Consider the following 20,979-nt stretch of genomic DNA (forward strand, 5'->3'; position numbering starts at 1 on the left):
CGCGGACGTGGCGGCCCGGTCACTCCGCGTTGAACGCCGGCACTTCCTTGGCCAGGAAGGCCCGGGTGGCCTCGCGGTGGTCGCGGGTCGCGACGCATTCGTCCTGCAGCTCGGCCTCCAGGGCGAGCGAGTCGGGCAGGGAGTGCGTGGCGGCGTAGGCCAGCGCCCGCTTGGTGGCGGCGTAGGCCAGCGTGGGGCCCTGCGCCAGCCGTACCGCGAGGTCCTGGGCGGTCTTCAGCACCTCGCCGGGCGGCACCACCCGGGTGACCAGGCCCAGCTCCAGCGCGCGGGCCGCGTCCAGTGCCTCGCCGAGCAGCATCAGCTCGGCGGCCCTGCCGGGGCCGACCAGGCGCTGCAGCGTCCACGACGCGCCCGTGTCGGGCGCCAGGCCGATGCCGGCGAACGCCAGCGCGAACTTCGCCTTCTCCGAGGCCACCCGCAGGTCGCAGGCGAAGGCCAGGGACGCGCCCGCGCCAGCGGCCACGCCGTTGACGGCGGCCACCACCGGCTTGGCCATGGTGGCGATCAGCTCCACGATCGGGTTGTAGTGCGCGCGCACGGTGTCGGCCAGGCCGCGGCCCGCCTCAAGGTTCGCGGCGTGCTCACGCAGGTCCTGCCCGGCGCAGAAGGCCCGGCCCGAGCCGGTCAGCAGCACAGCCCTGACCGCGCGGTCGGCGGCGGCGCGGCGCAGGCCGGCGAGCAGTTCCTGCTTGGTCTCGGCGGTCAGCGAGTTCATCGCCTCGGGACGGTCGAGGGTGACGGTGGCGACGGCGTCGGCCATCTCGTAGCGGATCACATCAACTCCCTGTCGACGAACGCGGCGGCTGCGGGCAGCAGCCGGGCGGCTTCCTGCTCGAAGTAGACCCTGGCCTTCTCGCCCGGCCAGCCCGCGGGCAGCAGCTCCGGCGGGAGGCCGGGGTCGCGGAACAGGAAGTTGCGCCACCCGTGCACGAGTCTGCTCCTCGTGGCGAACACCAGGTCGGCCGGGGCCTGTTCGGGCAGCGTGCTGATCAGCGTGACAGCTTCGGCGTGCCAGCTCTCGTACGCCTCGCCGATGGCGGTCAGATCCCAGGCCCTGGCCACCAGCTCGCGCGGGTCGCCCTCAAGCCCGGCGTCGAACCGGTCGGCCCGCACCCCCTCGCCTTCGAGCAGGTTGTCCAGCTCGATCGACGAGCGCGGACCGATCCAGGTGGTCTCCGACAGCGACGCGTAGCCCAGGAAGGTCAGGTCGGCCCTGAGCCGCTCTCTTCGCGGACGCTCCTTGACCGCCTCGAAGACGATCAGATGCCAGCGGCCGTGCCAGGTCAGCGTTCCGGCTCGGTAAATTCTCAGTGCGGCCTCATCCAGTCGCCTGACGCATTTCGGCGTCAGCCCGTAGCCGGCGCCCTGCGGCAGTCTCAGCGGTCGCAGCCATCCCTGCCGCACCATGCGGGAAACCGCCGTGCGCACGGCGGGAGCGGCGATGTCCAGGGGTTTCATCAGCCGGACGAGCGCGGCGACGGAGGCCTGTCCACCGCGTGAGCGTAAGTGGTCGCCATACAGGTCGAACAGAGCGGCGCGAGCGTGCACGAGGTCCAGTTTGGACGTCATCGCACGCCTCGACAACGCATTCTGGGAGGAGATCGTTACCCATGAGCGCTCTCGATGCGGGAGAATAGGACATCACAGAAGACGTGAATGCGCCGACCACCCCCTCGGGAGGTCGGAAATCGCGGGCCGCGGGAGCCCAAGGCAGGAAGGGATGCACGCATGGCGGCGATGAAGCCGCGGACCGGCGATGGTCCGCTCGAGGTCACCAAGGAAGGGCGCGGCATTGTCATGCGGGTCCCCCTGGAGGGTGGCGGCCGGCTCGTCGTGGAGATCTCCGCCGACGAGGCGAAGGCCCTCGGCGAGGCGTTGAAGAACGTCGTCGGCTGAGAGCTCCCGAGAGACCACTTGATTGACGACCCTGGCGTGGCCCGGCGCCAGGGTCGCTGACGTTTGAGGAGATGTTCCCGTGCCCATTGAGACCACGGCGTCGGTGATCGCCGAGGTTCCCGGCGATGCCGAACTCCTGGCCGTACCCTACGCCTCCGACCTCGCTCCCGCGGTCGAGTTGCACCTGCCGGTGCCCGACCTGCTGGCGCACTACGAGGCCAAGGGAGAGGCGGGGGAGATCGTCGAGGTCCCGGTGGCGCGGGCCGGCGGCGTGGGACGGGTCCTGCTGTACGGCGTCGGCGACGGCTCACCCCGCGCCCTGCGCCGGGCCGCCGCGGCGCTGACCAGGAAGGTCAAGGGCCGCGACACGCTGACCGTGGTGGTGCCCGAGGGCGACGTGGCCGCGTTCGCCGAGGCGGCGCTGCTGGCCGCCTACTCCTTCAAGATCGGCGCCGCGGGCAGGAAGCCCGTGCGGGCCCTGGTCTTCGCCGGCGCGGACGAGGCGCCCGTGCGCCGCGCCGCCGAGGTGGCGGGGGCCGTGGCGCTCGCCCGCGACCTGGCCAACACGCCCTCGTCCGTCAAGGACCCGTCCTGGCTCGCCGAGCGGGCCGCCGAGACCGGCGTGCCGGTCGAGGTGTGGGACGAGGAGCGGCTGCGGGCCGACGGGTTCGGCGGCATCCTCGCCGTCGGGAAGGGCTCGGCCAGGCCGCCCCGGCTGATCAAGCTCTCCTACACGCCCGCCGAGCCGGCCGAGCGCCACGTGGTGCTCGTGGGCAAGGGCATCACGTTCGACTCGGGCGGGCTGTCGCTCAAGCCGAACGAGAACATGAAGACGCAGAAGACCGACATGGCGGGCGGCGCGGTCGTCATCGCCGTGCTCGGCGCGCTGGCCGCGCTCAAGGCTCCCGTACGCGTGACCGGGCTCGTCGCCGCCGCCGAGAACATGCCGTCCGGCACCGCCCAGCGGCCCAGCGACGTCATCACCCCCTACGGCGGCCGCACGGTCGAGGTGCTCAACACCGACGCCGAGGGGCGGCTGGTGCTGGCCGACGCGCTGGCCTACGCCGACGCCGTGCTCGACCCCGACGCGGTGGTCGACGTCGCCACGCTGACCGGGGCGATCACGGTCGCGCTCGGGCGTCACGTCGGCGCCGTCTACTCCCCGGACGACGTCCTGGCCAAGGAGCTCGTGGAGGCCGGGCAGGCCGCCGACGACCGGCTGTGGCGGATGCCGCTGATCGAGGACTACGCGCCCGCGCTGGAGTCGTCGATCGCCGACCTGGCCAACGTCGAGTCCGGGTCCAGGTTCGGCGCGGGCTCCATCACGGCGGCGCTGTTCCTGCGGGAGTTCGCGGGCCGGCGGCCGTGGGCGCACCTCGACATCGCCGGCGTCGGGCGCAGCACGGTCGACGAGGGCACCCTCAGCAAGGGCGCCACCGGCTTCGGCGTCCGCGTCCTGCTGGAGTGGCTCACCCGACGCTGACCGGAGTCCCGCCGCAGCGGTCCGCCCGCGCCCGTACGGCGTCGCGCCGGACGGGCGCGCCCGCGGCCGGTCCGCCGGGCGGATCGTCGCCGGCTAGTCGGCGATCTTGACGGCGGCGAGGAGGCCGTCGCCCAGCGGCATCAGCACCGAACGCAGGCGCTCGTCCGACTGCACCAGCTTGCCCACCTCGCGCAGCGTCACCGTCTCGGTGTCGCGCTGCGCGGGGTCGGCCACCCGGTTGTGCCACAACATGTTGTCGAAGGCCACGATGCCGCCCACGCGCAGCAGCCGGACGGCCTCGGCCAGGTAGTCGGCGTATTCGTGTTTCGCGGCGTCGGCGAACACCATGTCGTAGCCGCCGTCGGACAGCCGCGGCAGCACGTCGAGCGCCCGCCCCGAGATGAGACGCACCCGGCCGCCGGAGAACCCGGCCTCCGCGAACGCCTGCCTGGCCAGCCGCTGATGCTCGGGCTCGACGTCGACGCTGGTCAGCGTGCCGTCCGCGCGCATGCCGCGCAGCAGCCACAGCCCCGACACCCCGCAGCCCGTGCCGACCTCGACGACGGACTTGGCGTTCACGGCGGTGGCGAGGAAGCACAGGGCCGCCCCTCCGCCGGGAAGGATGGGCATGGCCCCCATCTCAAGCCCGCGCTGACGCGCCGCGTGCAGGATCTCATCTTCGTGATGGAACTGCTCCGCATAGGCCAGAGTGGCCTCCACCGGACTGGTCATCGGCCCCCTCCCCCCACTTTCGTGCGATTGGTCCGCGAGATTGGCACCGATCGCAGCCTAGGGGAGACACGCCGGGACGGGAACTCAGGAGGGACCTAAGGCGTTGCAGGTTTAAACGGGCTTTGCCGGTCCGGAAGGCAGGCAGTACGCACGAAGGGACGAAACCAGGCACTATGGCGGTAGCGGTGGTCCCAGAGAGAGGAGTCCTGGTGGACGAAAGCGACCACCAGCCGGATACTCCCGTTTCGTCTGACTGGACGCCTCCCACCTGGGAGGAAGTGGTGCGGACTCACTCCGCGCGTGTGTATCGGCTGGCCTACCGGCTGACCGGCAACGTTCACGATGCCGAAGACCTGACGCAGGAGGTCTTCGTCCGGGTTTTCAGGTCGCTGTCGAGCTACACCCCCGGCACGTTCGAGGGGTGGCTGCACCGGATCACGACGAACCTGTTCCTCGACATGGCGCGGCGCAAGCAGCGCATCAGGTTCGAAGGTCTGGCCGACGACGCCGCCGAGCGGCTGCGCGGCCGCGAGCCGTCGCCGGCGCAGGCGCTCGACGACGCTCACTTGGAGCCCGACATCCAGGCCGCCCTCGACGCGCTCGCCCCCGAGTTCCGGGCCGCGATCGTGCTGTGTGACATCGAGGGCCTGTCTTACGAGGAGATCGCGGCCACGCTCGGCGTCAAGCTGGGTACGGTCCGAAGCCGTATTCACCGTGGCCGGGCGCAGTTGCGGGAGGCGCTCGACCATCGGGCCCCCCGTAATTCTCAACTCCCCCCGACCGTGATCCGTGGGGAGGAAGTCTGATATGGCTCATCTTGGAGAACGTGTATCCGCGCTCGTCGACGGAGAGCTCAACCACACCGAACGTGAGCGCGCGCTCGCCCATCTGACTTTCTGCGCTGACTGCAGGCGTGAGGTCGAGTCGATGCGGGCGCTGAAGACGCGCCTGCGCTCGCTGGAGACTCCGGCGATGCCGGCCGACCTGACCATGTCGCTGCTCAGGATGGCGGAGCCGGGCGGCCCGCTGCCGCCGAGGGAGCGCCCTTTCCCCTCCCGCACGTTCGGCGGTGTGCCCATCCCCGGTCCCCACAGCATCGCGCCGCTGGACAACCGCCCGCGCAGGGACGCCACCGGTGGGGGCTCGGGCCCTGGCCGCGGTTCTAGGAGGCGCACGACGTACGTGGCGGTCGGGGTGGTCTCCGCGGCCGTGGCGCTCGGCACCTTCTTCGCCGCCTCGGGCGTGGGGCAGAACAATCCGGCTCCGCCGGTTGAACTGTTCCAGCAGCAGGCTCGTACTACGCCTACGAACGCTCCTTCCACCGCCACGCCTTGACCCCCCGGTATGCCGGGGACAGACGGTTGGCGTAGTCGGCGGCGAGCGGGGCATACGATCTGGGTTCGGGAATTGTCACAAGCAAGTCCTGACTAAAGCTTTATGACCCTCGTATGCCGCAGTAGCGAGGATTGCGGTGGCCGAGCCAAGGAGTGGTGAGACTTAGATGACCGACGAGCGCCCCAGAGAAGGACGCACGCCGTCGGACTACCCCGAGCCACAGGGGCGGCCGGACTTCCTGCCCGCGGACGACAGGTCCGACTACGACGGCAGGCGGCCCGAGCCGCCCGCCTCGTTCGGCTCGTCGTGGGGCGACCCGTCGGGCCGCTCCGAGGGCTACGGCTCGCCGCCGTACGAATACCGCTCGTACGACGCCTCATCCTCCAGCGGCTCCCCATCCGGCGCGTCCTCCCACGACCCCCGCACCGACCCCCGAACCGGTCCCTACGCCGGCTCCCAGACCGGTCCTCAGACCGGCCCCCAGTTCAGCGCCCCCACGTTCGGTCCTCCCGACGGCGGGGGCTCCGGGCAGCCCTACGGCTCGTCCGGCGGAGGTCCGTCCGGCGGAAACCCGCCCGACAACGGCACCCGCGCCTACGACAGCCCCTTCTTCGGCGCGTCCGACAGCGGCGCGCGCTCCTACGAGGGCCCGCCGTTCGGCTCCTCGGGCGAGCAGCCGCCCTACGGCGGCGCCCGCCCCTACGGCGGATCCGCTCCGCCGCCCCCGCGCCAGGCACTCGGCATGGGCACGGGCTGGGCGCCACCGCCCCCCGGTCCGCAGGGCACGGGCGCGGCCAGGCGCGGCCCCTCCACCGGCCTCCTCGTCGTGCTGGCCGTGGTGATCGCCCTGGGCGCCTCGATGCTCGGCAGCGTCGGCACCTACCTGCTGACCAAGCCGGCCGGCGGCAACGACCCCTCCTACAGCCTCGGCCCGCTCCCGACCGGCGCCACCAACCGCGCCCCCGACTCGGTCGCCGGCGTGGCCTCGCGGGTGCTGCCCAGCGTGGTCTCGCTGGAGGTCGGCAACGGCAGCAACACCGAGGGCGCCTCCGGCTCCGGCTTCCTGATCAAGAACGGCTACGTGGTCACCAACAACCACGTGGTCTCGCTGGCCGCCAAGGGCGGCGAGATCCGGATCATGTTCAACAACCGCAAGACCACCTCGGCCCGCATCGTCGGCCGCGACCCCGGCTCCGACCTGGCCGTGGTCAAGCCGGAGGAGACGTTCGGGACGCCGGAGATCACCCTCGGCAACTCCGACCAGGTCGTGGTGGGCGACCCCGTCATCGCCATCGGCTCTCCCCTGGGCCTGACCGGCACGGTGACGACCGGCATCGTCAGCTCGCTCAACCGCCCGGTCATCGCGGGTGACGACACCGGCACCAGCGCCGAGGAGCCCGCGTACATCAGCGCGATCCAGACCGACGCGGCCATTAACCCCGGCAACTCGGGCGGGCCGCTGGTGAACGGCCGGGGCGAGGTCGTCGGCGTCAACTCGGCGATCGCCACGCTCGGGCGCTCGATGAGCAGCCAGAGCGGCAGCATCGGCCTGGGCTTCGCGATCCCCGTCAACCAGACGCGCCGGGTGGCGGAAGAGCTGATCACGACCGGCAAGGCCAAGCGGCCCAAGATCGGCATCGTGCTGGAGAAGGACTACCGCGGGGCCGGCGTGAAGATCGCCACCGAGCCGGCCGGCGGCCAGCAGCCGGTGGACGCCAACGGGCCGGCCGGGAAGGCCGGCCTGAAGGCGGGTGACGTGATCCTGGAGATCGACGGGCTGGCGCTGCAGGACGGCAACGAGCTGATCGCCCTGATCCGCAGCAAGGCTCCGGGCGCCAAGATCAACGTCAAGTACCAGCGCGACGGCAAGGAACGCTCCGCCACGCTCGTCGTGACGGCGGACGACGAGCCCACGCCGTCACCGTCCTGACCGGCACCACGACCAGAGTTCCGGGCTCCGGGAGACACGACCGTCTCCCGGAGCCCTGTTCGTCCGGGAACGGACCCCCTGGGCGGAGCCGTTCGCGCCGGTGATATGACCTAGGTGGACGGCCGACCTACCCCCGGGAGCCCGTAGTCTGTGGATAGGCCGGGGTTGTCCTCGGAGTGGCTGGACTGCGGTAGGAGCTCACGGTGTTCGGACTTGGGTGGATGGAGGTCGGAGCGCTGATCGTGATCGCGCTCCTCGTCTTCGGCCCCGACAAACTGCCTCAGGCCGCCTCGCAGGCGGGCAAGACGCTGCGCAACCTGCGGCGGATGGCGAACAACGCGCGTGACGACCTTCGCGCCGGCCTGGGCCCGGAGTTCCAGAACTTCGACCCCGCCGACCTCAACCCGCGCAACTTCGTCCGCAAGCACCTCCTCGACGACATCGAGGACGACTGGAACAACAAGCAGCAGGCGCTGGAGCCGGCCGCCACGGCCCCCTACGAGCCTGAGCCGGTCGACGAGCTCGCCTTCGGTGAGATCCCGCCCTACGACGCCGAGGCCACCTGAGCGGCCCGCACACGCGAAGAGCCCGCCCTCCGCTTCCGCGGTGAGCGGGCTCTCGTCCGTGCTCTCGTCCGTGCTCCGGGTCAGCGGTTCGGGGACAGGCCCAGTTGCAGGCCCTTCAGGCTGGAGGAGCGCTTGCTCAGGCCGGCCGCGATCTTGCGCAGCTCGGCGGCGGCCGGGGTGTCGGGGTCGGTCAGCACCAGCGGCTTGCCCTCGTCGCCGCCCTCGCGCAGCCGCAGGTCGATCGGCACCTGGCCGAGCAGCGGCACCCGGGAGCCGAGCGTGCGGGTGAGCGCGTCGGCGACGGTCTGGCCGCCGCCCTCGCCGAACACGGCGATGCGCTCGTCGCAGTGGGGGCAGGGCAGCCAGGCCATGTTCTCGATGACGCCGGCGATCTGCTGGTGGGTCTGGGCGGCGATGGACCCGGCCCGCTCGGCCACCTCGGCGGCGGCCTGCTGCGGCGTCGTCACGACCAGGATCTCGGCGGACGGCAGCCGCTGCGCGACCGAGATGGCGATGTCGCCGGTGCCGGGCGGCAGGTCGAGCAGGAGCACGTCGAGGTCGCCCCAGTAGACGTCGGCGAGGAACTGGTGCAGCGCCCGGTCGAGCATGGGCCCGCGCCAGACCACCGCCGAGTTGCCCGGCGGCTTGAACATCCCGACCGAGATGACCTTGATGTCGTGCGCCACCGGCGGCATGATCATGTCCTCGACCTTGGTGGGCCGCTCGGCGGCGCCCAGCATGCGAGGAACGCTGTGACCGTAGATGTCGGCGTCGACGATGCCGACCTTGAGCCCGCTCGCGGCCATGGCGGCGGCGAGGTTGACCGTGACGGAGGACTTGCCCACGCCGCCCTTGCCGCTGGCCACCGCGAAGACGCGGGTCAGCGAGCCGGGCTGGTTGAACGGGATCTCCTTCTCGGGCCCGCGGTCACCGCGCAGCTTGGTCTGCAGGACCTTGCGCTGCTCGGTGCTCATCACGTCGAGCTCGATCTGGACGCCCGTCACGCCCTCGACCTTGCCGACGGCGGTGGTGACGTCACGGGTGATGGTGTCCTTCATCGGACATCCGGCCACGGTGAGGTAGACGCCGACGCGCACCGCCCCGTCCGGAGCGATCTCGATGCTCTTGACCATGTCGAGGTCCGTGATCGGGCGGCGGATCTCGGGGTCGATGACGGTGGAGAGCGCCGCCGTCACCAGTTCCTGGGTAGGTGCCATCGAAGTCTCGGCACGAGGGAGTGCCGTCCCTCCTTAGTCGATATATGTGTGGCAGGCGCGGGACGCCAGCGAGGATGCCCCTCCATGGTATGAACCGGCGCCCCCGCTGAGTTAATCCGCACTGTCAGATGTCCGTGCGAAGTGTGGCTGCGCTGACGTCCTCATCAGGTTACTCCGTGACGCCCCCGGCCGCCGAGGAGGTGGGGCCGCTCTCACCGGCGCTCCTGCGCGCCGTCCCTCAGCTCCTCCAGCAGCCGGTTCAGCTCGGCGCGGAGATAGTCGCGGGTGGCCACCTCGCTCAGCGCGATGCGCAGCCCCGCGATCTCGCGCGTCAGGTACTCGATCTCGGCCTGGTTGCGCTCGGAGGTCTCGCGGTCCTGCTCGTACTGGACGCGGTCGCGGTCGTCCTGGCGGTTCTGGGCCAGCAGGATCAGCGGCGCCGCGTAGCTGGCCTGCAACGACAGCATCAGCGTGAGGAAGATGAACGGATAGGGGTCGAACGTGAGGCGGGCCGGCGCGGCCACGTTCCAGATCACCCAGACGCTCACGAAGACGGTCATGTAGACGATGAACCGGGCGGTGCCGAGGAAGCGGGCGATCTGCTCCGACAGCCGGCCGAACGCCTCGGGGTCGTAGTGGGGGCGCAGCGTGCGCCGCAGCGCGCGCGGCTGGTCGAGGCGGTCACTCGCCATGGTCGTCGGCCCTTTCGCGCCAGCCCTCGGGCAGCATGTGGTCCAGCACGTCGTCCACGGTCACCGCGCCGACGAGCCGGCCCAGCTCGTCCACGACGGGCGCCGCGACCAGGTTGTAGTTGGCCATGTAGTACGTGACCTCGCGCAGCGTGAACTCGGGCCTGATCGGGTCGATCGACGGGTCGAGCACGCCGCCGAGCAGCGTGGACGGAGGCTCGCGCAGCAGCCGCTGGAAGTGCGTGACGCCCAGGTACTTGCCCGTCGGCGTCTCGTTCGGCGGCCTGGTCACGTAGACCTGGGCGGCCACGGCGGGCGGGAGGTCCTGCTGCCTGATGTGCGCCAGCGCCTCGGCCACTGTGGCGGTGGGCGGGAGGATCACCGGCTCGCTGGTCATCACGCCGCCCGCGCTGGTCTCCGGGTACCTCAGCAGCCGCCGCACAGGCGCGGCCTCGCCCGGCTCCATCAGCGCCAGCAACTCGGCCGCCCGCTCGGCCGGCAGGTCGTGCAGCAGGTCGGCGGCGTCGTCGGGCCCCATCTCCTCCAGCACGTCGGCCGCCCGCTCCGGTTCCAGCGTCTCCAGGATGCCGATCTGGTCGTCGGGCGGCAGCTCCTCCAGCACGTCGGCCAGCCGGATGTCGTTGAGCGCGCGGGCGATCTCGAAGCGGCGCTTGCTCGGCAGGTCGTGCAGCGCGCTGGCCATGTCGGCGGCCCGCAGCGACTCGAACGCGGAGATCAGCCCGCTGGCCCCCTGGTCCTGCTGCAGCGTGTCGAACCCGGAGACCTCCTCCCAGTCCACGATCCGGGGCTCGCGCCGCCTGCCCTTGTAGACGGCGACCTTGGTGATCTCCCAGGTGGACGGCCTGACCTCCTCCATCGCCACGTCGTAGACCGTCATGGGCTGGTCGCCGAGGCGTACGCTCAGGTCGAGCATCTCGCCGATGACCAGCGTCTCGGCGGCGCGCTGCTCGAACCTGCGCATGTTGAGCCGCCCGGTGAAGACCAGGGAGCCCGCCTCGATGCGGCGGACCCGGGTGATGGGCAGGAAGACGGGGCGGCGCGGCTGCACCTCCACCACGAAGCCGTGGACGTTGGGGCGGCGGCCGATCCGCAGCCCGACCACGACGTCTCGCACGCGGCCGATCTGGTCTCCCGCGGGGTCGAAGACCGGGGTGCCCGGCAGCCGGGCCACGAAGATCTTCACGTGGTCAGGCTAACAGTGCCGTCTTATTGCGCCTGGGACGCCCGGCGTGTCAGTATCAAACCCGCTTAACGGTGATTACGGGTGAGGTGTGCGATGAGGTATGCGGGGCTGGCGCTGGCTTTCGTGTCCTCCTGCTGTTTCGGGTTCTCAGGTCCCATGGCGAAATACCTCATCGCGGCCGGTATGGCGCCGATCGAGGCGGTCTGGACGAGGATGGCGGGCGCGGGCCTGCTGCTCGTGGCGGTGCTGCTCCTGGTGCGCCCGAGAGCGCTGCGGATCCCCGCGTCCAGGCTCCCGTTCCTCGCCCTCTACGTCGTCATGGCGGTGGCCGGGGTGCAGACGCTCTACTTCGTGGCGATCACGCGGCTGCCGGTCGGGATCGCCCTGCTGCTGGAGTTCATGGCGCCGGTGATGGTGGTGGCGTGGGTGCGGGTCGTGCGCCGGATCCGCCTGGCCAGGGCCGCGTACGTGGGCGCGGTCGTGGCCGTGGTCGGCCTGGCGATCGTGGTCGAGGCGTGGCAGGGGATGCGGCTCGACGCGCTGGGCGTGCTGCTCGGGTTGCTGGCCGGAGCGTGCTGCGCCGGGTATTTCCTGATGAACGATAGCTTCGGCGACGACATCGACCCGCTCGGCCTGATCGCCTGGGGCATGACGGGGGCGGCCGTCGTGCTGATCCCGTTCGCCCGGCCGTGGGACATCCCGTACGAGGCGTTCACCCGCTCCGTCGCGCCGGAGGGCGGGCTCACGCTGCCCGTGCTGGCCGCGTACCTGTGGATGGTGCTGATCGCCACCGTGATCGCGTACATCCTGGGCGTCCACGCCGTGCGGCGGCTGTCGGCCGCGGTGGGGGCCACCGTGGCCTCGCTGGAGGTCATCGGCGGCGCCGTGGTGGCGTGGGGGCTGCTCGGGGAGACGCTGGGCGTGTTCCAGATCGTGGGCGGCCTGCTCGTGCTCTCCGGCGCGCTGCTCGCCCAGACCGCCACGGCGAGCGCCCGGCCCGAACCCGCCCCGGAGCTGGAGCCGGTCACCGCGCAGGGATGAGCGCGGGCGCCGGGGATGCGCCGCCAGAGCCGGGCGCGGTCACCGTTCGGGGGTGAGGCGCCAGACCTGGGAGTCGCGGGCCCAGCGCTCGGGCAGGTGCTCGCTGTCGCGGGCGTTGAGCCGCTCCTTGGCCAGCACCGCCACGACGTCGGCCGCCGCGGCCTGGTCGACGGGTGCGACCGCCGCCTCGAACTCCACCAGCCTGGCCCCGTTGTCCTTGCTGCGCAGCGTGACACGCACCCGGTCGAGGGCGTCGAGCCCGGGCAGCTCCTGCTCCTCGCCCCCCGACACCAGGTAGACGGCGCCGTCGTGCCAGGCGTGCCAGGCCAGGCGCGGGCGGTCGAGGGTGAGCCAGAGGATGCTGGACTTCTTCGCGCCCTCCTCGATGGCCGCGGTGGTGCCGCTGGTGTTGTCGCTCACAGCTCAGACTGTAACGGCGAACGCTCCGCCGGTCGAAGGTCCTTGGGGTAGGCCCAGTAGCGTGTGCGCATGCGCTCACGACGTTCGGTGCTCGCCGTGCCAGGCAGCAATCCCCGGTTCCTGGAGAAGGCCCAGACCCTGCCCGTGGACGAGGTCTTCCTCGACCTGGAGGACTCCGTCGCGCCGCTGGCCAAGGAGGAGGCGCGCGGCAACATCGTCGCCGCGCTGCGCGAGGGCGACTGGTCGGGCAAGACGCGGGTGGTCCGGGTCAACGACCTGACCACGCAGTGGACCTACCGCGACGTGATCGAGATCGTCGAGGGGGCGGGGGAGTACGTCGACTGCGTCATGCTGCCCAAGGTGCAGGACCCGACCGAGGTCGTCTGGCTCGACACCCTGCTCACCCAGATCGAGAAGACGATGGGGTACGACGTCGGCAGGATCGGCATCGAGGCGCAGATCGAGAACGCCCGCGGCCTGGTCAACGCCGACGCCATCGCCGGATCGTCCAAGCGGCTGGAGACGCTCGTCTTCGGCCCCGCCGACTTCATGGCCTCGGTCAACATGCGCACGCTGGTGGTCGGCGAGCAGCCGCCCGGCTACGTCGAGGGCGACGCCTACCACTACATCCTCATGCGGCTGCTGATGGCCGCCAGGATGCACGACCTCCAGGTGATCGACGGGCCCTACCTGCAGATCAAGGACGTGGAGGGGTTCACCAGGGTCGCGCGCAGGGCCGCGGCGCTGGGGTTCGACGGCAAGTGGGTGCTGCATCCGGGGCAGGTCGACGCGGCCAACGAGGTGTTCTCGCCGGCGCAGGAGGACTATGACCACGCCGAGCTCATCCTGGAGGCGTACGAGTACTACACCTCGGTGGAGAAGCGCGGCGCGGTCATGCTGGGTGACGAGATGATCGACGAGGCCTCCAGGAAGATGGCGCTCGTCGTGGCCGCCAAGGGGCGGGCGGCCGGGCTCGCCCGTACGAAGAGCTTCACACCTTGAGGCCCACGGCGGTGAAGAACCAGAACGACGACGTCAGCCAGAGCCCCACGAGCACCGTGAACGACAGCCCGCCGAGCACCGGCAGGGTCCAGCCCGGTGTGCCGCGCTTGGGCAGGGCCAGCATCTTCGCGGTGAACAGGCCGTAGAAGAAGCAGCCGAGCAGCGAGTGCGCGAGCACGCGGGGCACGTCGTACTGCAGGCCGAGCGCGTACAGGCAGTGGAAGGCGACGGGGATGGTGAGCAGGAACGCCAGGCGCCCGGACCAGCGGTGCACACCCGGCGGGATCGTGACGCCGAGCTTGCCCCACATCGACATGGCCGAGACGACCTGCACGATCGCCAGCACGAACGCGCCCGTCGTCAGCCACACCTTCATCGGCAGCGCGGCGGAGAAGCCGGCCACGCCGACCGCGAACCCGGTCGGCGTGTGCGCCCGGCCGTACACGCCGAGCGCGAGCACCACGAGCCCGCCGATGAGCAGCGGCACCAGTAACGGGGTCAGGCTGCGGGACGGCTGCTGATGGATCGCGGTCATTGCATCTCCTCGATGAAGCCGTCCACGTCCTTCGGGTAGACCGTGGTGTCCTCGACCGTCACGGGCGCGGTCGGCTGCTCGCTGTCCAGCTGCGGGACGTCGTACTGCTCCTCCCCGGCGAAGGCCGCGCCCACCTGGTACGAGCGGCCGTTCGCGTCCTTGATCACGATCCAGCCGGCGCGGAACTTGGCGCCTCTGACGATGGCGGTGGCCCGGTACAGGCCCGACGGCTTGACCACGGTGGGCGCGGTGAAGTTCCACCGCTTGCCGGCGACCGAGACCCAGCCCTTGGCCCGGCCGCCGCCCAGTTCGGCCGTGACCTTGGACTTGGCGCTCGCCAGGCCGCTGAGCTGAAGCTCGCCCGACGACTCGGTGCCCTTGAACCAGGCCTCGGACCTGCCGTCGCAGAAGTACGCGACGGCCTTGCCGTTCCTGATCGAGATGGCGATCAGCGCTCCGTTGCCCTTCACCCGGCCGCCGTAGTCGGCCTTGGCGATCTTCTTGGGCTCCGTTCGCGTGGGTGAGGGGGACGGCGCGGCCGAGGCGTCAGCGCCGGTGCCCTCCTGCGCGCCCTCGTCGGCCGAGGGCGATGATGCGACGTTGTCTGCGGCCGCGTTCTCGGCGGCCGGTGTCGCCGTGATGCTGGCGACACCCAGCCCCACGGCGAGCACTGCGCCCGCCGCGAGCGTGATGACAGGTCCCAGCCTTGACATGGACTGCTCCCAGGGTCGAAATGTCTACGCCTCCGAGCATCCGCCTAAATCGATGGACCGTCTGTGAACTATTGCGCATCAAGCGGACAGAATAGAGTCATGCAGGAAAATCCAGGGTCACCAATTCCGTACGGCGCGCAGCAGGCCGGATATCCCTACGGGCGGCAACCGCCCTCCTGGTTCCTGCCGGTTCCCGACGGGGCCAGATTCGACCACCTCGCCAGGAACGCCGCCACGCGGCCGTGGCGCTCGATCGTGGGCACGCTCATCATCGGCGTCGGGTTCTTCGCGATCGGCATCCTGGTCGTCTTCGCGTTCGTGATCCTGGCGGCGGCCTTCGGGCTGCCCTCACCGCTCGACCCCGAGACCGGGCTGCCCGCGGGCACGCCCTTCGGCCTGGCCATGACGCTCCTGTCGATCGCGCCCGCGATCCTGCTCGTGTTCGGCACGGCGGCGCTGATCCAGCGGCGCAGGCCGGGCACGCTCTCCTCGGTGGCCGGGCGGCTGCGCTGGTCGTGGCTGCTGCGCTGCACGGCGCTGGCCGTGCTGGCGCTGGCGCTCGGGCAGACGGCGCAGTGGCTCGCGCTGTCGTCGGCCGGCCTGGACAGCGAGATGTTCGGCTGGGCCGGGTGGGAGGCGTTCCTGCCCCTGCTCATCGTGATTTTGCTGCTGGTGCCGTTCCAGGCGGCGGCCGAGGAGCACATGTTCCGCGGCTGGTTCATGCAGGCGGTGGGGGCGCACGTGCGCAGTCCCATCTGGGCGATCCTCATCGGGTCCGCGTTGTTCGCCTCGCTGCACGCGTACTCGTGGGCGGGGCTGGTGGACGTGTTCGCGTTCGGGGCCGTCATGGCCTGGCTTTCGGTGCGGACCGGGGGCCTGGAGGCGCCGATCGCCCTGCACGTGGTCAACAACGTGGTGGCCTTCGGGGTGAGCGCCGCGGCGGGCAATCTCGACGACGCGCTCGACCAAGGCAAGGTGCCGGTGCCGTGGCAGGCGTTGGCGGGAACCGTGGTGCAGCTCGGGGTGTATGCGTTTGGTGTGATGTATCTAGCTAAAAAGCGGTCAATTAGCACTGTTTCGGAATAAACCCGGCAAGAGGTGCCGGGAATCTCACTAGAGAGGTCTCGCTATTCCGGCTCAGGCATGCTGGTCTGGATGCTGTCGGGACGGCGCGGGATTTCCCTGACCGTCCTGGAACGGTCCGCGCGACGCGGCCGGGATCGACCTGTAAGGCCTGTACGACCTGTACGACTAGTTCGACTAGGAGGTGCGGCGCGTGGCCTCCGGCCCCAGCGAACCGCCACGGCGACCGCCGGAAGACGACGAACCACGTTCCGAGAGCACGTCGACACCCCAGGCTCCGGCGGAGCCCAGGATCAGCCACTCGCCGCCCGGCCCGACCGACGACCGGGCCAGGGGGCTGCCGCTGACCTCACCCTGGGGGATGCCGCCGTTCGCCGCGCCGATTCCGGACGAGGAGCCGCCCGAGCCGCCCCGGGGACGCCGGCCGTACGCCTCGCCGACGGCGGAGCCGGAGACCGAGCCCCGCCGGCGGCCGCGCCGCATCGTCAACCGCCCCGACAAACTCGTCGCCGGCGGCCCGCTCTCCCCGGAGAGCGCTTCGCCCGGGTCACCCCCGTCCGGGTCACCTCCGCCTGAGGACCGCGCCGCCGAGCCCGTCGCCGACGCTCAGGAGCGACGTCCGGACGAGCCTGACGGGCCCGCCGCCGGGGATTCCGCCGAGCGGGATTCGGGCGGCGAGGCCGAGACGCCCGAGTGGCGTGAGCCCGTTCCCGAGGTGCCGCGCCCCCGGCCCGAGGCCGACCTGACAGGCGAGCCCGCCCTCAGCGGCGAGGAGCAGGACGACGAGGGGGAGGAGCCCGAGGTGCGGCGGGTCGGACGGCCGCCCGCCGGCCGCCCCACCCGGCCGGACCTGCTGGTCGCGACCGGCACCCCGCGCCCCCAGGGAGCCGCGGGCCGCCACCACAGAGGCCCGGCCCCGGCCGCCTACCGCAGGTCCAGCCCCGTACGCAGGGGCAGCAGAGCCGTCCCGATCGTCCTGAGCGTGGCGGTGGCCGTCCTGGTGGCCACCGGCGTGCTCGTGTGGCAGTGGCCCGACGAGGAGGCGGGCGGCCTGCGCCTGGAGGCGGGCACCGGGCGTTCCGGCGACGACCTGTTCACCGTCCAGGCCGCCGCCGACGGCACCGACCAGAAGCTCAACGACATCATCGCGGTCGGCCGCGCCGTGGTGGCGGTGGGCAGCGACACGACGAGCCCGACGCCGCGCCCGCTGTTCCTGTTCTCACCGGACGGCGGCAAGAACTGGCAGCTCGGCCAGGTGAGCGGCGCCTCCACGCCGACGGTGCGGCGCGTGGTCGGCGGCGACGGCCGCTGGCTGGCCAGCGGCGGCGACGACGCCACCGGCGAGCGCGGCCTGTGGACCAGCGCCGACGGGTTCAGCTGGACGGCGGTCGCGGCCTCCGGGCTGGCCGCGTTCAGGAACGGCGACCACATCGAGGACATCGCGCGCACGGGCTCGGGATTCGTCGCGGTCGGCAGCGCCCCGGCGGACGGCGGCGGAACCGTGCCGGCGATCTGGCGCTCCGGCGACGGCAGGTCGTGGGAGCGCGTGCAGACGAGGGAGCTGGAAGTACGGGAGATCAAGGCCGTGGTCGCCAAGGGTGACACGGTCGTGGCCATCGGAGCCCCCGCGGACGGCGAGGGATCGCGGGTGCTCCGATCGGCCGACGGCGGCCGTACCTGGCAGGCGACCGGCTTCCAGCTCCCCGAGGCGACCGACCTGCGCGCCGGGATGGTGGCGGTGCTGCCCAAGCGGTTCGTGCTGGTGCCGACGCGGCGGCGGACGATCGACGGGGACGTACGCGTCTACTGCTCGCCGACCGGGGCGCAGTGGTCGCAGTGCGGCTTCATCGGCGAGCTGGCCGCGCAGAGCCCCGGCGTCGAGTCGCTGATCTCCTACCCGTCGGGCGTCGCCGCGATCGCGCAGGCCGGCTTCGGCAAGTACTCCGTGCTGACCACCACCGACGGGCGCACCTGGAACAAGCGGACCGACCTCGCCAACCCGCCGGGGGCGACGCTGCGCGGGTTCACCATCTCCGACGGCGGCACCCTGTTCGCCGGCGGCGACCAGGCGGCCTCCGACGTGGACAACCAGCTCGTGCTCATGAGCGCGCCGGCGCGCGGCTCGGCCTCGCGGGTGCCGCTCGGCGAGGTGGAGGGCCTGACCAGGGTCGCCAGGGAGACGAACGCGCTGACCAGCCACGCCGGCCGCTACGTCGCCGTCGGCTCGGCCTCGGGCGACGCCGGCCTGTGGACGATCAGGAACTGGCAGAGCTGGAAGTCCATGAGCCTGGGCGGCCCCGGCAGGCAGACGCTGGAGGACGTGGCGTACGGCGCCCGCGGCTGGCTGGCCGTCGGTGGCACCGAGACGAACGTGTCCGTCGCCGACCCCCTGCTCGTCACCTCGGGCGACGGCGAGAACTGGAAGCGGGTCAACGTCACCGGCGACCTGGCCCGCAGGGCGGACCACCCCTACCTGCGCACGCACGCGGTGACGGCGGGCAAGAAGGGTTACGTGGTGGCGGGCGAGTCCAAGGACCAGGCGGGCCGGGTCGGCGCCGCCCTGTGGTTCACGCCCGACATGCGGAAGTACACCCGGTCGGAGAAGCTGCCGCAGGGCGGCGCCGGCGTCCGCGTCCACGACGTCGTCTCCGTCGGCGACGGCTACCTGGCGGTGGGCGGCTCGGGCGGCGCGGACCAGGAGACCAGCGTGGTGTGGCACTCGGCGGACGGCGTGAACTGGAGCGCCCGCGAGCGCGTGTCACCTCCCGGCTCGACCTCGGCCGGGCTGCGCCGGATCACCGCCTACCGCGACCAGCTCGTGGCCATCGGCACGGCCCTCACGGACGGGGCGCGGCGCGCGTTCGCCGCCGTCTCGGACGACGAGGGCGAGAGCTGGCGGACGGCCTGGCTGCCGGCCGAGCGGGCGGCGGCCGTGTACGACCTGGCCGCGGCGGACGAGGGTCTGGTCGCGGTCGGCTGGCACGGGGTGCCCGGCGAGGGCGACAGCGCGGCCTGGACCTCGCAGGACGGGCTCTCGTGGAACCGCATGGAGCTCACCCAGGACCGGCTGGCGGGCCAGGGGAGCCAGTGGCTGTCGGCCGTGGCCGTCGAGGGGACGGAGGTGGTGGCACTCGGCCGGTCCACCACGTACAGCGCCGACCACCTGATCCTGTGGACGTCCAGCCTGACCTCCAACCGATAGCCCCGGCAGACCGATCGTTCCTCAGGAGGGGAGCACGTCCCATTCCCGCAGCGACTCCAGCAGGCCCTCCACCAGCGGCAGCCGCAGCAGCTCCGCCCGCCCGCACCACCGCGCGTCGGCGGCGTCGTCGCCGGCCACCAGCTCGCCTCCCGCCACCGTGGCGAGGTAGTCGCGGATCGCGTACGTGTCCCCGCCGAGCCCCGGGCGGTCCACCGCCCCGGCCAGCCGGCCCACCTCCACCCGCAGCCCCGTCTCCTCCAGGACCTCACGGCGCACGCCGGCCTCGTCCGTCTCGCCCGGCTCCAGCCTCCCGCCGGGGACCGACCAGAGCCCCGCTCCGGGCGGACGACCCCGCTTGATCAGGAGAAGCCGGTCAGAAGCGTCGATGATGATCGCACCCACACAATTTACGCGCACCTGACCAAGATTACGACGAGATAACGGATAGCGGTCTTGACGCGGCCGCCCCCGGGAAAGCACCGTGGGTAGTTGTGAGAGCGGCTCCAACCTGCCCGCGGTGTTTTGGCCCGCTTCACGGGCCGAATACCTGGTCGAGTGCGTTTCGATGTGACGCGCACGGCGACGTGCTGCCGTACCAGCCGCCGTTGCCGCCGACCAGCACCGCGCTAGAGGCGATACGCAAGACGTCCGTCGTACCGGTGTGGCTGCCGTGGCCGCTGCCCGCCGGATGGCTGGTGACCGGCTTCGGCGAAGTGGGTGACCAGCGCACCGGCGCCAGAGCCAGCCTGGTCGCGCTGACCGGGCCGTCGCTGATGGAAGGGCCGGCCGATCTGCTCATCATCGCGGAGGAGCCCGGCATCGGGCTCGGGGCGGCGTTCGCGGGGCTCGACGGCCCCGATCCCGGCGAGGGGTTCGACGCGGGGCCGCCGAACGCGAAGCTGTCCGTGCTCGGCCATCCCGCCCCGCTGTGGTGCGTCGACGGCGAGGACGACCGTGCCGTCTACGCCGGCGAGGCGCTGGGCAACTGGCTGTGGGCCGTCGCCTGGCCCGCCGACGCCGGATGCGTGATCGCGCTCGGCGAACTGTCGCTGCTCGACGCCCGTGACCACGATCTGGACGTGCCGTTCGGGGCGTTCTCACCGAGACTCGAGGATTAGGACAGGCGAACGCGATTCGCGTGGTCCGGCGAACGGGCTAGAGTTCGGAGGCGTGACAGCGCGTATCGAGCGAGTGGTGACCGAGGGCGTCGTCGACATCGACGGCACCGAGCACAAGGTCGAGAACAACACCTGGATCGTGGGTGACGACGACGAGGTCATCGTCATCGACGCGGCGCGTGACGCCGAGAAGATCCTGGAGCAGGTGGGCGAGCGGGAGGTGCTGGCCGTCATCTGCACGGCGGGCCTGCCCGACCACGTCGGGGCGGCCATCGAGGTGGCCAGCCGCGACGAGGCCGTGGTCGCCCTGCATCCCAAGGACAAGCCGCTGTGGCGGGAGACCTGGCGGGAGACCTGGCCCGACATCGACATGGAGGACGACGGCATCTTCGGCGTGGCCGAGGTGCAGCTCGACGTCCTGGAGACGCCCGGGGTCTCGCCCGGCGGCGTGTCGCTCTACTGCGAGGCGCTCGGAGCCGTCTTCACCGGCAAGGCCCTGCAGGCCGACGGTCCCGGCAAGCTGGGCGGCGAATATCCCGCCCTGGCCGACCAGCTCACCTCGATCGGCGGGCGGCTGTTCACGCTGCCGGCCGACACGCGGGTGCTGGCCTCCCACGGCGACGAGGTGACGATCGGCGACCTGGAGCCCCACTTCGACGACTGGGTGTCCGGCTCGCTGACCCGTACCGAGACCCCCGCCGAGGCCGAGGGCCCGCTGACCGACGGCACCAGGCTCTCCGGCATCAAGCTCGACCCGAGCGACGACTAGGTGGGTGCGGGCGCGACCGGAGT

The 20,979-nt window shown here is 71.6% G+C and carries 22 protein-coding genes; 12 read left to right on the plus strand and 10 right to left on the minus strand.

Annotation, left to right across the window (positions count from 1 at the left end):
- Positions 1–19: 19 nt before the first annotated feature.
- A complete protein-coding gene (locus tag B0I32_RS18795) occupies positions 20–781 on the minus strand; it encodes an enoyl-CoA hydratase-related protein (RefSeq protein WP_106241064.1) in 762 nt (253 codons plus the stop codon).
- A gap of 11 nt (positions 782–792) precedes the next feature.
- Positions 793–1,590, minus strand: a complete 798-nt coding sequence (locus B0I32_RS18800) for a PaaX family transcriptional regulator (RefSeq protein ID WP_245955897.1) — start codon at positions 1,588–1,590, stop codon at positions 793–795.
- A gap of 159 nt (positions 1,591–1,749) precedes the next feature.
- Here B0I32_RS18800 and B0I32_RS18805 point away from each other — a divergent pair, with 159 nt between their 5' ends.
- Together B0I32_RS18805 and B0I32_RS18810 are read left to right on the plus strand one after the other, a co-directional pair.
- Positions 1,750–1,917 (plus strand): DUF3117 domain-containing protein, encoded by a 168-nt coding sequence (locus B0I32_RS18805; RefSeq protein ID WP_020545024.1) that lies wholly within the window; start codon positions 1,750–1,752, stop codon positions 1,915–1,917.
- 79 nt (positions 1,918–1,996) lie between these two features.
- A complete protein-coding gene (locus tag B0I32_RS18810; RefSeq protein ID WP_106240848.1) occupies positions 1,997–3,400 on the plus strand; it encodes a leucyl aminopeptidase in 1,404 nt (467 codons plus the stop codon).
- Between the two features lie 93 nt (positions 3,401–3,493).
- On the opposite strand, the gene B0I32_RS18815 is transcribed toward B0I32_RS18810, so the two are convergent.
- The gene (locus tag B0I32_RS18815; protein WP_106240850.1) at positions 3,494–4,132 is read right to left on the minus strand and encodes an O-methyltransferase; all 639 of its coding nucleotides are present in this window, start codon (positions 4,130–4,132) and stop codon (positions 3,494–3,496) included.
- Between the two features lie 173 nt (positions 4,133–4,305).
- On the opposite strand from B0I32_RS18815, the gene sigE reads away from it, so the two are divergent.
- The 4 genes from sigE to B0I32_RS18835 all read left to right on the plus strand — a co-directional run bounded on the left by sigE (position 4,306) and on the right by B0I32_RS18835 (position 7,963).
- Entirely contained in the window at positions 4,306–4,938 is a 633-nt protein-coding gene (gene sigE, locus B0I32_RS18820) for an RNA polymerase sigma factor SigE (RefSeq protein ID WP_106240854.1), read from the plus strand.
- Position 4,939: 1 nt separating this feature from the next.
- Positions 4,940–5,467, plus strand: coding sequence for an anti-sigma factor family protein (locus B0I32_RS18825; protein ID WP_106240857.1), 528 nt, complete (start codon positions 4,940–4,942; stop codon positions 5,465–5,467).
- A gap of 166 nt (positions 5,468–5,633) precedes the next feature.
- Positions 5,634–7,397, plus strand: a complete 1,764-nt coding sequence (locus B0I32_RS18830; protein ID WP_106240859.1) for a S1C family serine protease — start codon at positions 5,634–5,636, stop codon at positions 7,395–7,397.
- Between the two features lie 203 nt (positions 7,398–7,600).
- Positions 7,601–7,963, plus strand: a complete 363-nt coding sequence (locus B0I32_RS18835) for a sec-independent translocase (protein WP_106240861.1) — start codon at positions 7,601–7,603, stop codon at positions 7,961–7,963.
- 80 nt (positions 7,964–8,043) lie between these two features.
- On the opposite strand, the gene B0I32_RS18840 is transcribed toward B0I32_RS18835, so the two are convergent.
- From B0I32_RS18840 to B0I32_RS18850, 3 genes are all read right to left on the minus strand, one after another.
- Entirely contained in the window at positions 8,044–9,180 is a 1,137-nt protein-coding gene (locus B0I32_RS18840; protein WP_106240863.1) for an Mrp/NBP35 family ATP-binding protein, read from the minus strand.
- Between the two features lie 212 nt (positions 9,181–9,392).
- Positions 9,393–9,872 (minus strand): DUF1003 domain-containing protein, encoded by a 480-nt coding sequence (locus B0I32_RS18845; protein ID WP_106240864.1) that lies wholly within the window; start codon positions 9,870–9,872, stop codon positions 9,393–9,395.
- Complete coding sequence (locus B0I32_RS18850) at positions 9,862–11,073, minus strand: magnesium transporter MgtE N-terminal domain-containing protein (RefSeq protein ID WP_425438105.1); 1,212 nt, start codon at positions 11,071–11,073, stop codon at positions 9,862–9,864. The genes B0I32_RS18845 and B0I32_RS18850 overlap by 11 nt, the downstream gene beginning before the upstream one ends.
- Positions 11,074–11,229: 156 nt before the next feature.
- On the opposite strand from B0I32_RS18850, the gene B0I32_RS18855 reads away from it, so the two are divergent.
- Positions 11,230–12,114: an EamA family transporter gene (locus B0I32_RS18855; RefSeq protein WP_425438106.1), complete on the plus strand. Its 885-nt coding sequence runs from the start codon at positions 11,230–11,232 to the stop codon at positions 12,112–12,114.
- Between the two features lie 39 nt (positions 12,115–12,153).
- Here the strand turns inward: B0I32_RS18855 and B0I32_RS18860 are convergent, their stop codons facing one another.
- A complete protein-coding gene (locus B0I32_RS18860) occupies positions 12,154–12,534 on the minus strand; it encodes a hypothetical protein (protein WP_106240868.1) in 381 nt (126 codons plus the stop codon).
- A gap of 69 nt (positions 12,535–12,603) precedes the next feature.
- Between B0I32_RS18860 and B0I32_RS18865 the strand changes: the two genes are divergently transcribed.
- Positions 12,604–13,536, plus strand: coding sequence for an HpcH/HpaI aldolase/citrate lyase family protein (locus tag B0I32_RS18865; RefSeq protein ID WP_106240871.1), 933 nt, complete (start codon positions 12,604–12,606; stop codon positions 13,534–13,536).
- On the opposite strand, the gene B0I32_RS18870 is transcribed toward B0I32_RS18865, so the two are convergent.
- Positions 13,526–14,071, minus strand: coding sequence for a DUF6529 family protein (locus B0I32_RS18870; protein WP_106240873.1), 546 nt, complete (start codon positions 14,069–14,071; stop codon positions 13,526–13,528). The two genes, B0I32_RS18865 and B0I32_RS18870, sit on opposite strands and share 11 nt — an antisense overlap.
- A complete protein-coding gene (locus B0I32_RS18875; protein WP_146178219.1) occupies positions 14,068–14,784 on the minus strand; it encodes a hypothetical protein in 717 nt (238 codons plus the stop codon). Before B0I32_RS18875 ends, B0I32_RS18870 begins: the two co-directional genes overlap by 4 nt.
- Before the next feature lie 99 nt (positions 14,785–14,883).
- On the opposite strand from B0I32_RS18875, the gene B0I32_RS18880 reads away from it, so the two are divergent.
- Both B0I32_RS18880 and B0I32_RS18885 read left to right on the plus strand, forming a co-directional pair.
- Positions 14,884–15,870, plus strand: a complete 987-nt coding sequence (locus tag B0I32_RS18880; RefSeq protein WP_106240878.1) for a CPBP family intramembrane glutamic endopeptidase — start codon at positions 14,884–14,886, stop codon at positions 15,868–15,870.
- Positions 15,871–16,060: 190 nt separating this feature from the next.
- Positions 16,061–19,069 carry a beta propeller repeat protein gene (locus tag B0I32_RS18885; RefSeq protein ID WP_146178220.1) on the plus strand — a complete coding sequence of 1,003 codons (3,009 nt, stop codon included), beginning with the start codon at positions 16,061–16,063 and terminating at the stop codon, positions 19,067–19,069.
- Positions 19,070–19,090: 21 nt separating this feature from the next.
- On the opposite strand, the gene B0I32_RS18890 is transcribed toward B0I32_RS18885, so the two are convergent.
- Positions 19,091–19,471 (minus strand): NUDIX hydrolase, encoded by a 381-nt coding sequence (locus B0I32_RS18890; RefSeq protein WP_181307530.1) that lies wholly within the window; start codon positions 19,469–19,471, stop codon positions 19,091–19,093.
- 89 nt (positions 19,472–19,560) lie between these two features.
- On the opposite strand from B0I32_RS18890, the gene B0I32_RS18895 reads away from it, so the two are divergent.
- Positions 19,561–20,187 (plus strand): DUF6758 family protein, encoded by a 627-nt coding sequence (locus B0I32_RS18895; RefSeq protein ID WP_106240885.1) that lies wholly within the window; start codon positions 19,561–19,563, stop codon positions 20,185–20,187.
- 52 nt (positions 20,188–20,239) lie between these two features.
- Positions 20,240–20,956 carry an MBL fold metallo-hydrolase gene (locus tag B0I32_RS18900; protein WP_181307532.1) on the plus strand — a complete coding sequence of 239 codons (717 nt, stop codon included), beginning with the start codon at positions 20,240–20,242 and terminating at the stop codon, positions 20,954–20,956.
- Positions 20,957–20,979 lie beyond the last annotated feature (23 nt).

Origin of the sequence: Nonomuraea fuscirosea (assembly GCF_003001935.1) — a bacterium.
GTDB lineage: Bacteria > Actinomycetota > Actinomycetes > Streptosporangiales > Streptosporangiaceae > Nonomuraea > Nonomuraea fuscirosea.

Excerpts from the sequence above, each read along its gene's own strand:
- sigE (WP_106240854.1), top strand. The coding sequence starts at position 4,306 with ATGGCGGTAGCGGTGGTCCCAGAGAGAGGAGTCCTGGTGGACGAAAGC.
- B0I32_RS18825 (WP_106240857.1), top strand. The coding sequence starts at position 4,940 with ATGGCTCATCTTGGAGAACGTGTATCCGCGCTCGTCGACGGAGAGCTC.
- B0I32_RS18840 (WP_106240863.1), bottom strand. The coding sequence starts at position 9,180 with ATGGCACCTACCCAGGAACTGGTGACGGCGGCGCTCTCCACCGTCATC.
- B0I32_RS18815 (WP_106240850.1), bottom strand. The coding sequence starts at position 4,132 with ATGACCAGTCCGGTGGAGGCCACTCTGGCCTATGCGGAGCAGTTCCAT.
- B0I32_RS18855 (WP_425438106.1), top strand. The coding sequence starts at position 11,230 with ATGGCGAAATACCTCATCGCGGCCGGTATGGCGCCGATCGAGGCGGTC.
- B0I32_RS18795 (WP_106241064.1), bottom strand. The coding sequence starts at position 781 with ATGGCCGACGCCGTCGCCACCGTCACCCTCGACCGTCCCGAGGCGATG.
- B0I32_RS18875 (WP_146178219.1), bottom strand. The coding sequence starts at position 14,784 with ATGTCAAGGCTGGGACCTGTCATCACGCTCGCGGCGGGCGCAGTGCTC.
- B0I32_RS18880 (WP_106240878.1), top strand. The coding sequence starts at position 14,884 with ATGCAGGAAAATCCAGGGTCACCAATTCCGTACGGCGCGCAGCAGGCC.
- B0I32_RS18865 (WP_106240871.1), top strand. The coding sequence starts at position 12,604 with ATGCGCTCACGACGTTCGGTGCTCGCCGTGCCAGGCAGCAATCCCCGG.
- B0I32_RS18805 (WP_020545024.1), top strand. The coding sequence starts at position 1,750 with ATGGCGGCGATGAAGCCGCGGACCGGCGATGGTCCGCTCGAGGTCACC.
- B0I32_RS18800 (WP_245955897.1), bottom strand. The coding sequence starts at position 1,590 with ATGACGTCCAAACTGGACCTCGTGCACGCTCGCGCCGCTCTGTTCGAC.
- B0I32_RS18830 (WP_106240859.1), top strand. The coding sequence starts at position 5,634 with ATGACCGACGAGCGCCCCAGAGAAGGACGCACGCCGTCGGACTACCCC.
- B0I32_RS18870 (WP_106240873.1), bottom strand. The coding sequence starts at position 14,071 with ATGACCGCGATCCATCAGCAGCCGTCCCGCAGCCTGACCCCGTTACTG.
- B0I32_RS18845 (WP_106240864.1), bottom strand. The coding sequence starts at position 9,872 with ATGGCGAGTGACCGCCTCGACCAGCCGCGCGCGCTGCGGCGCACGCTG.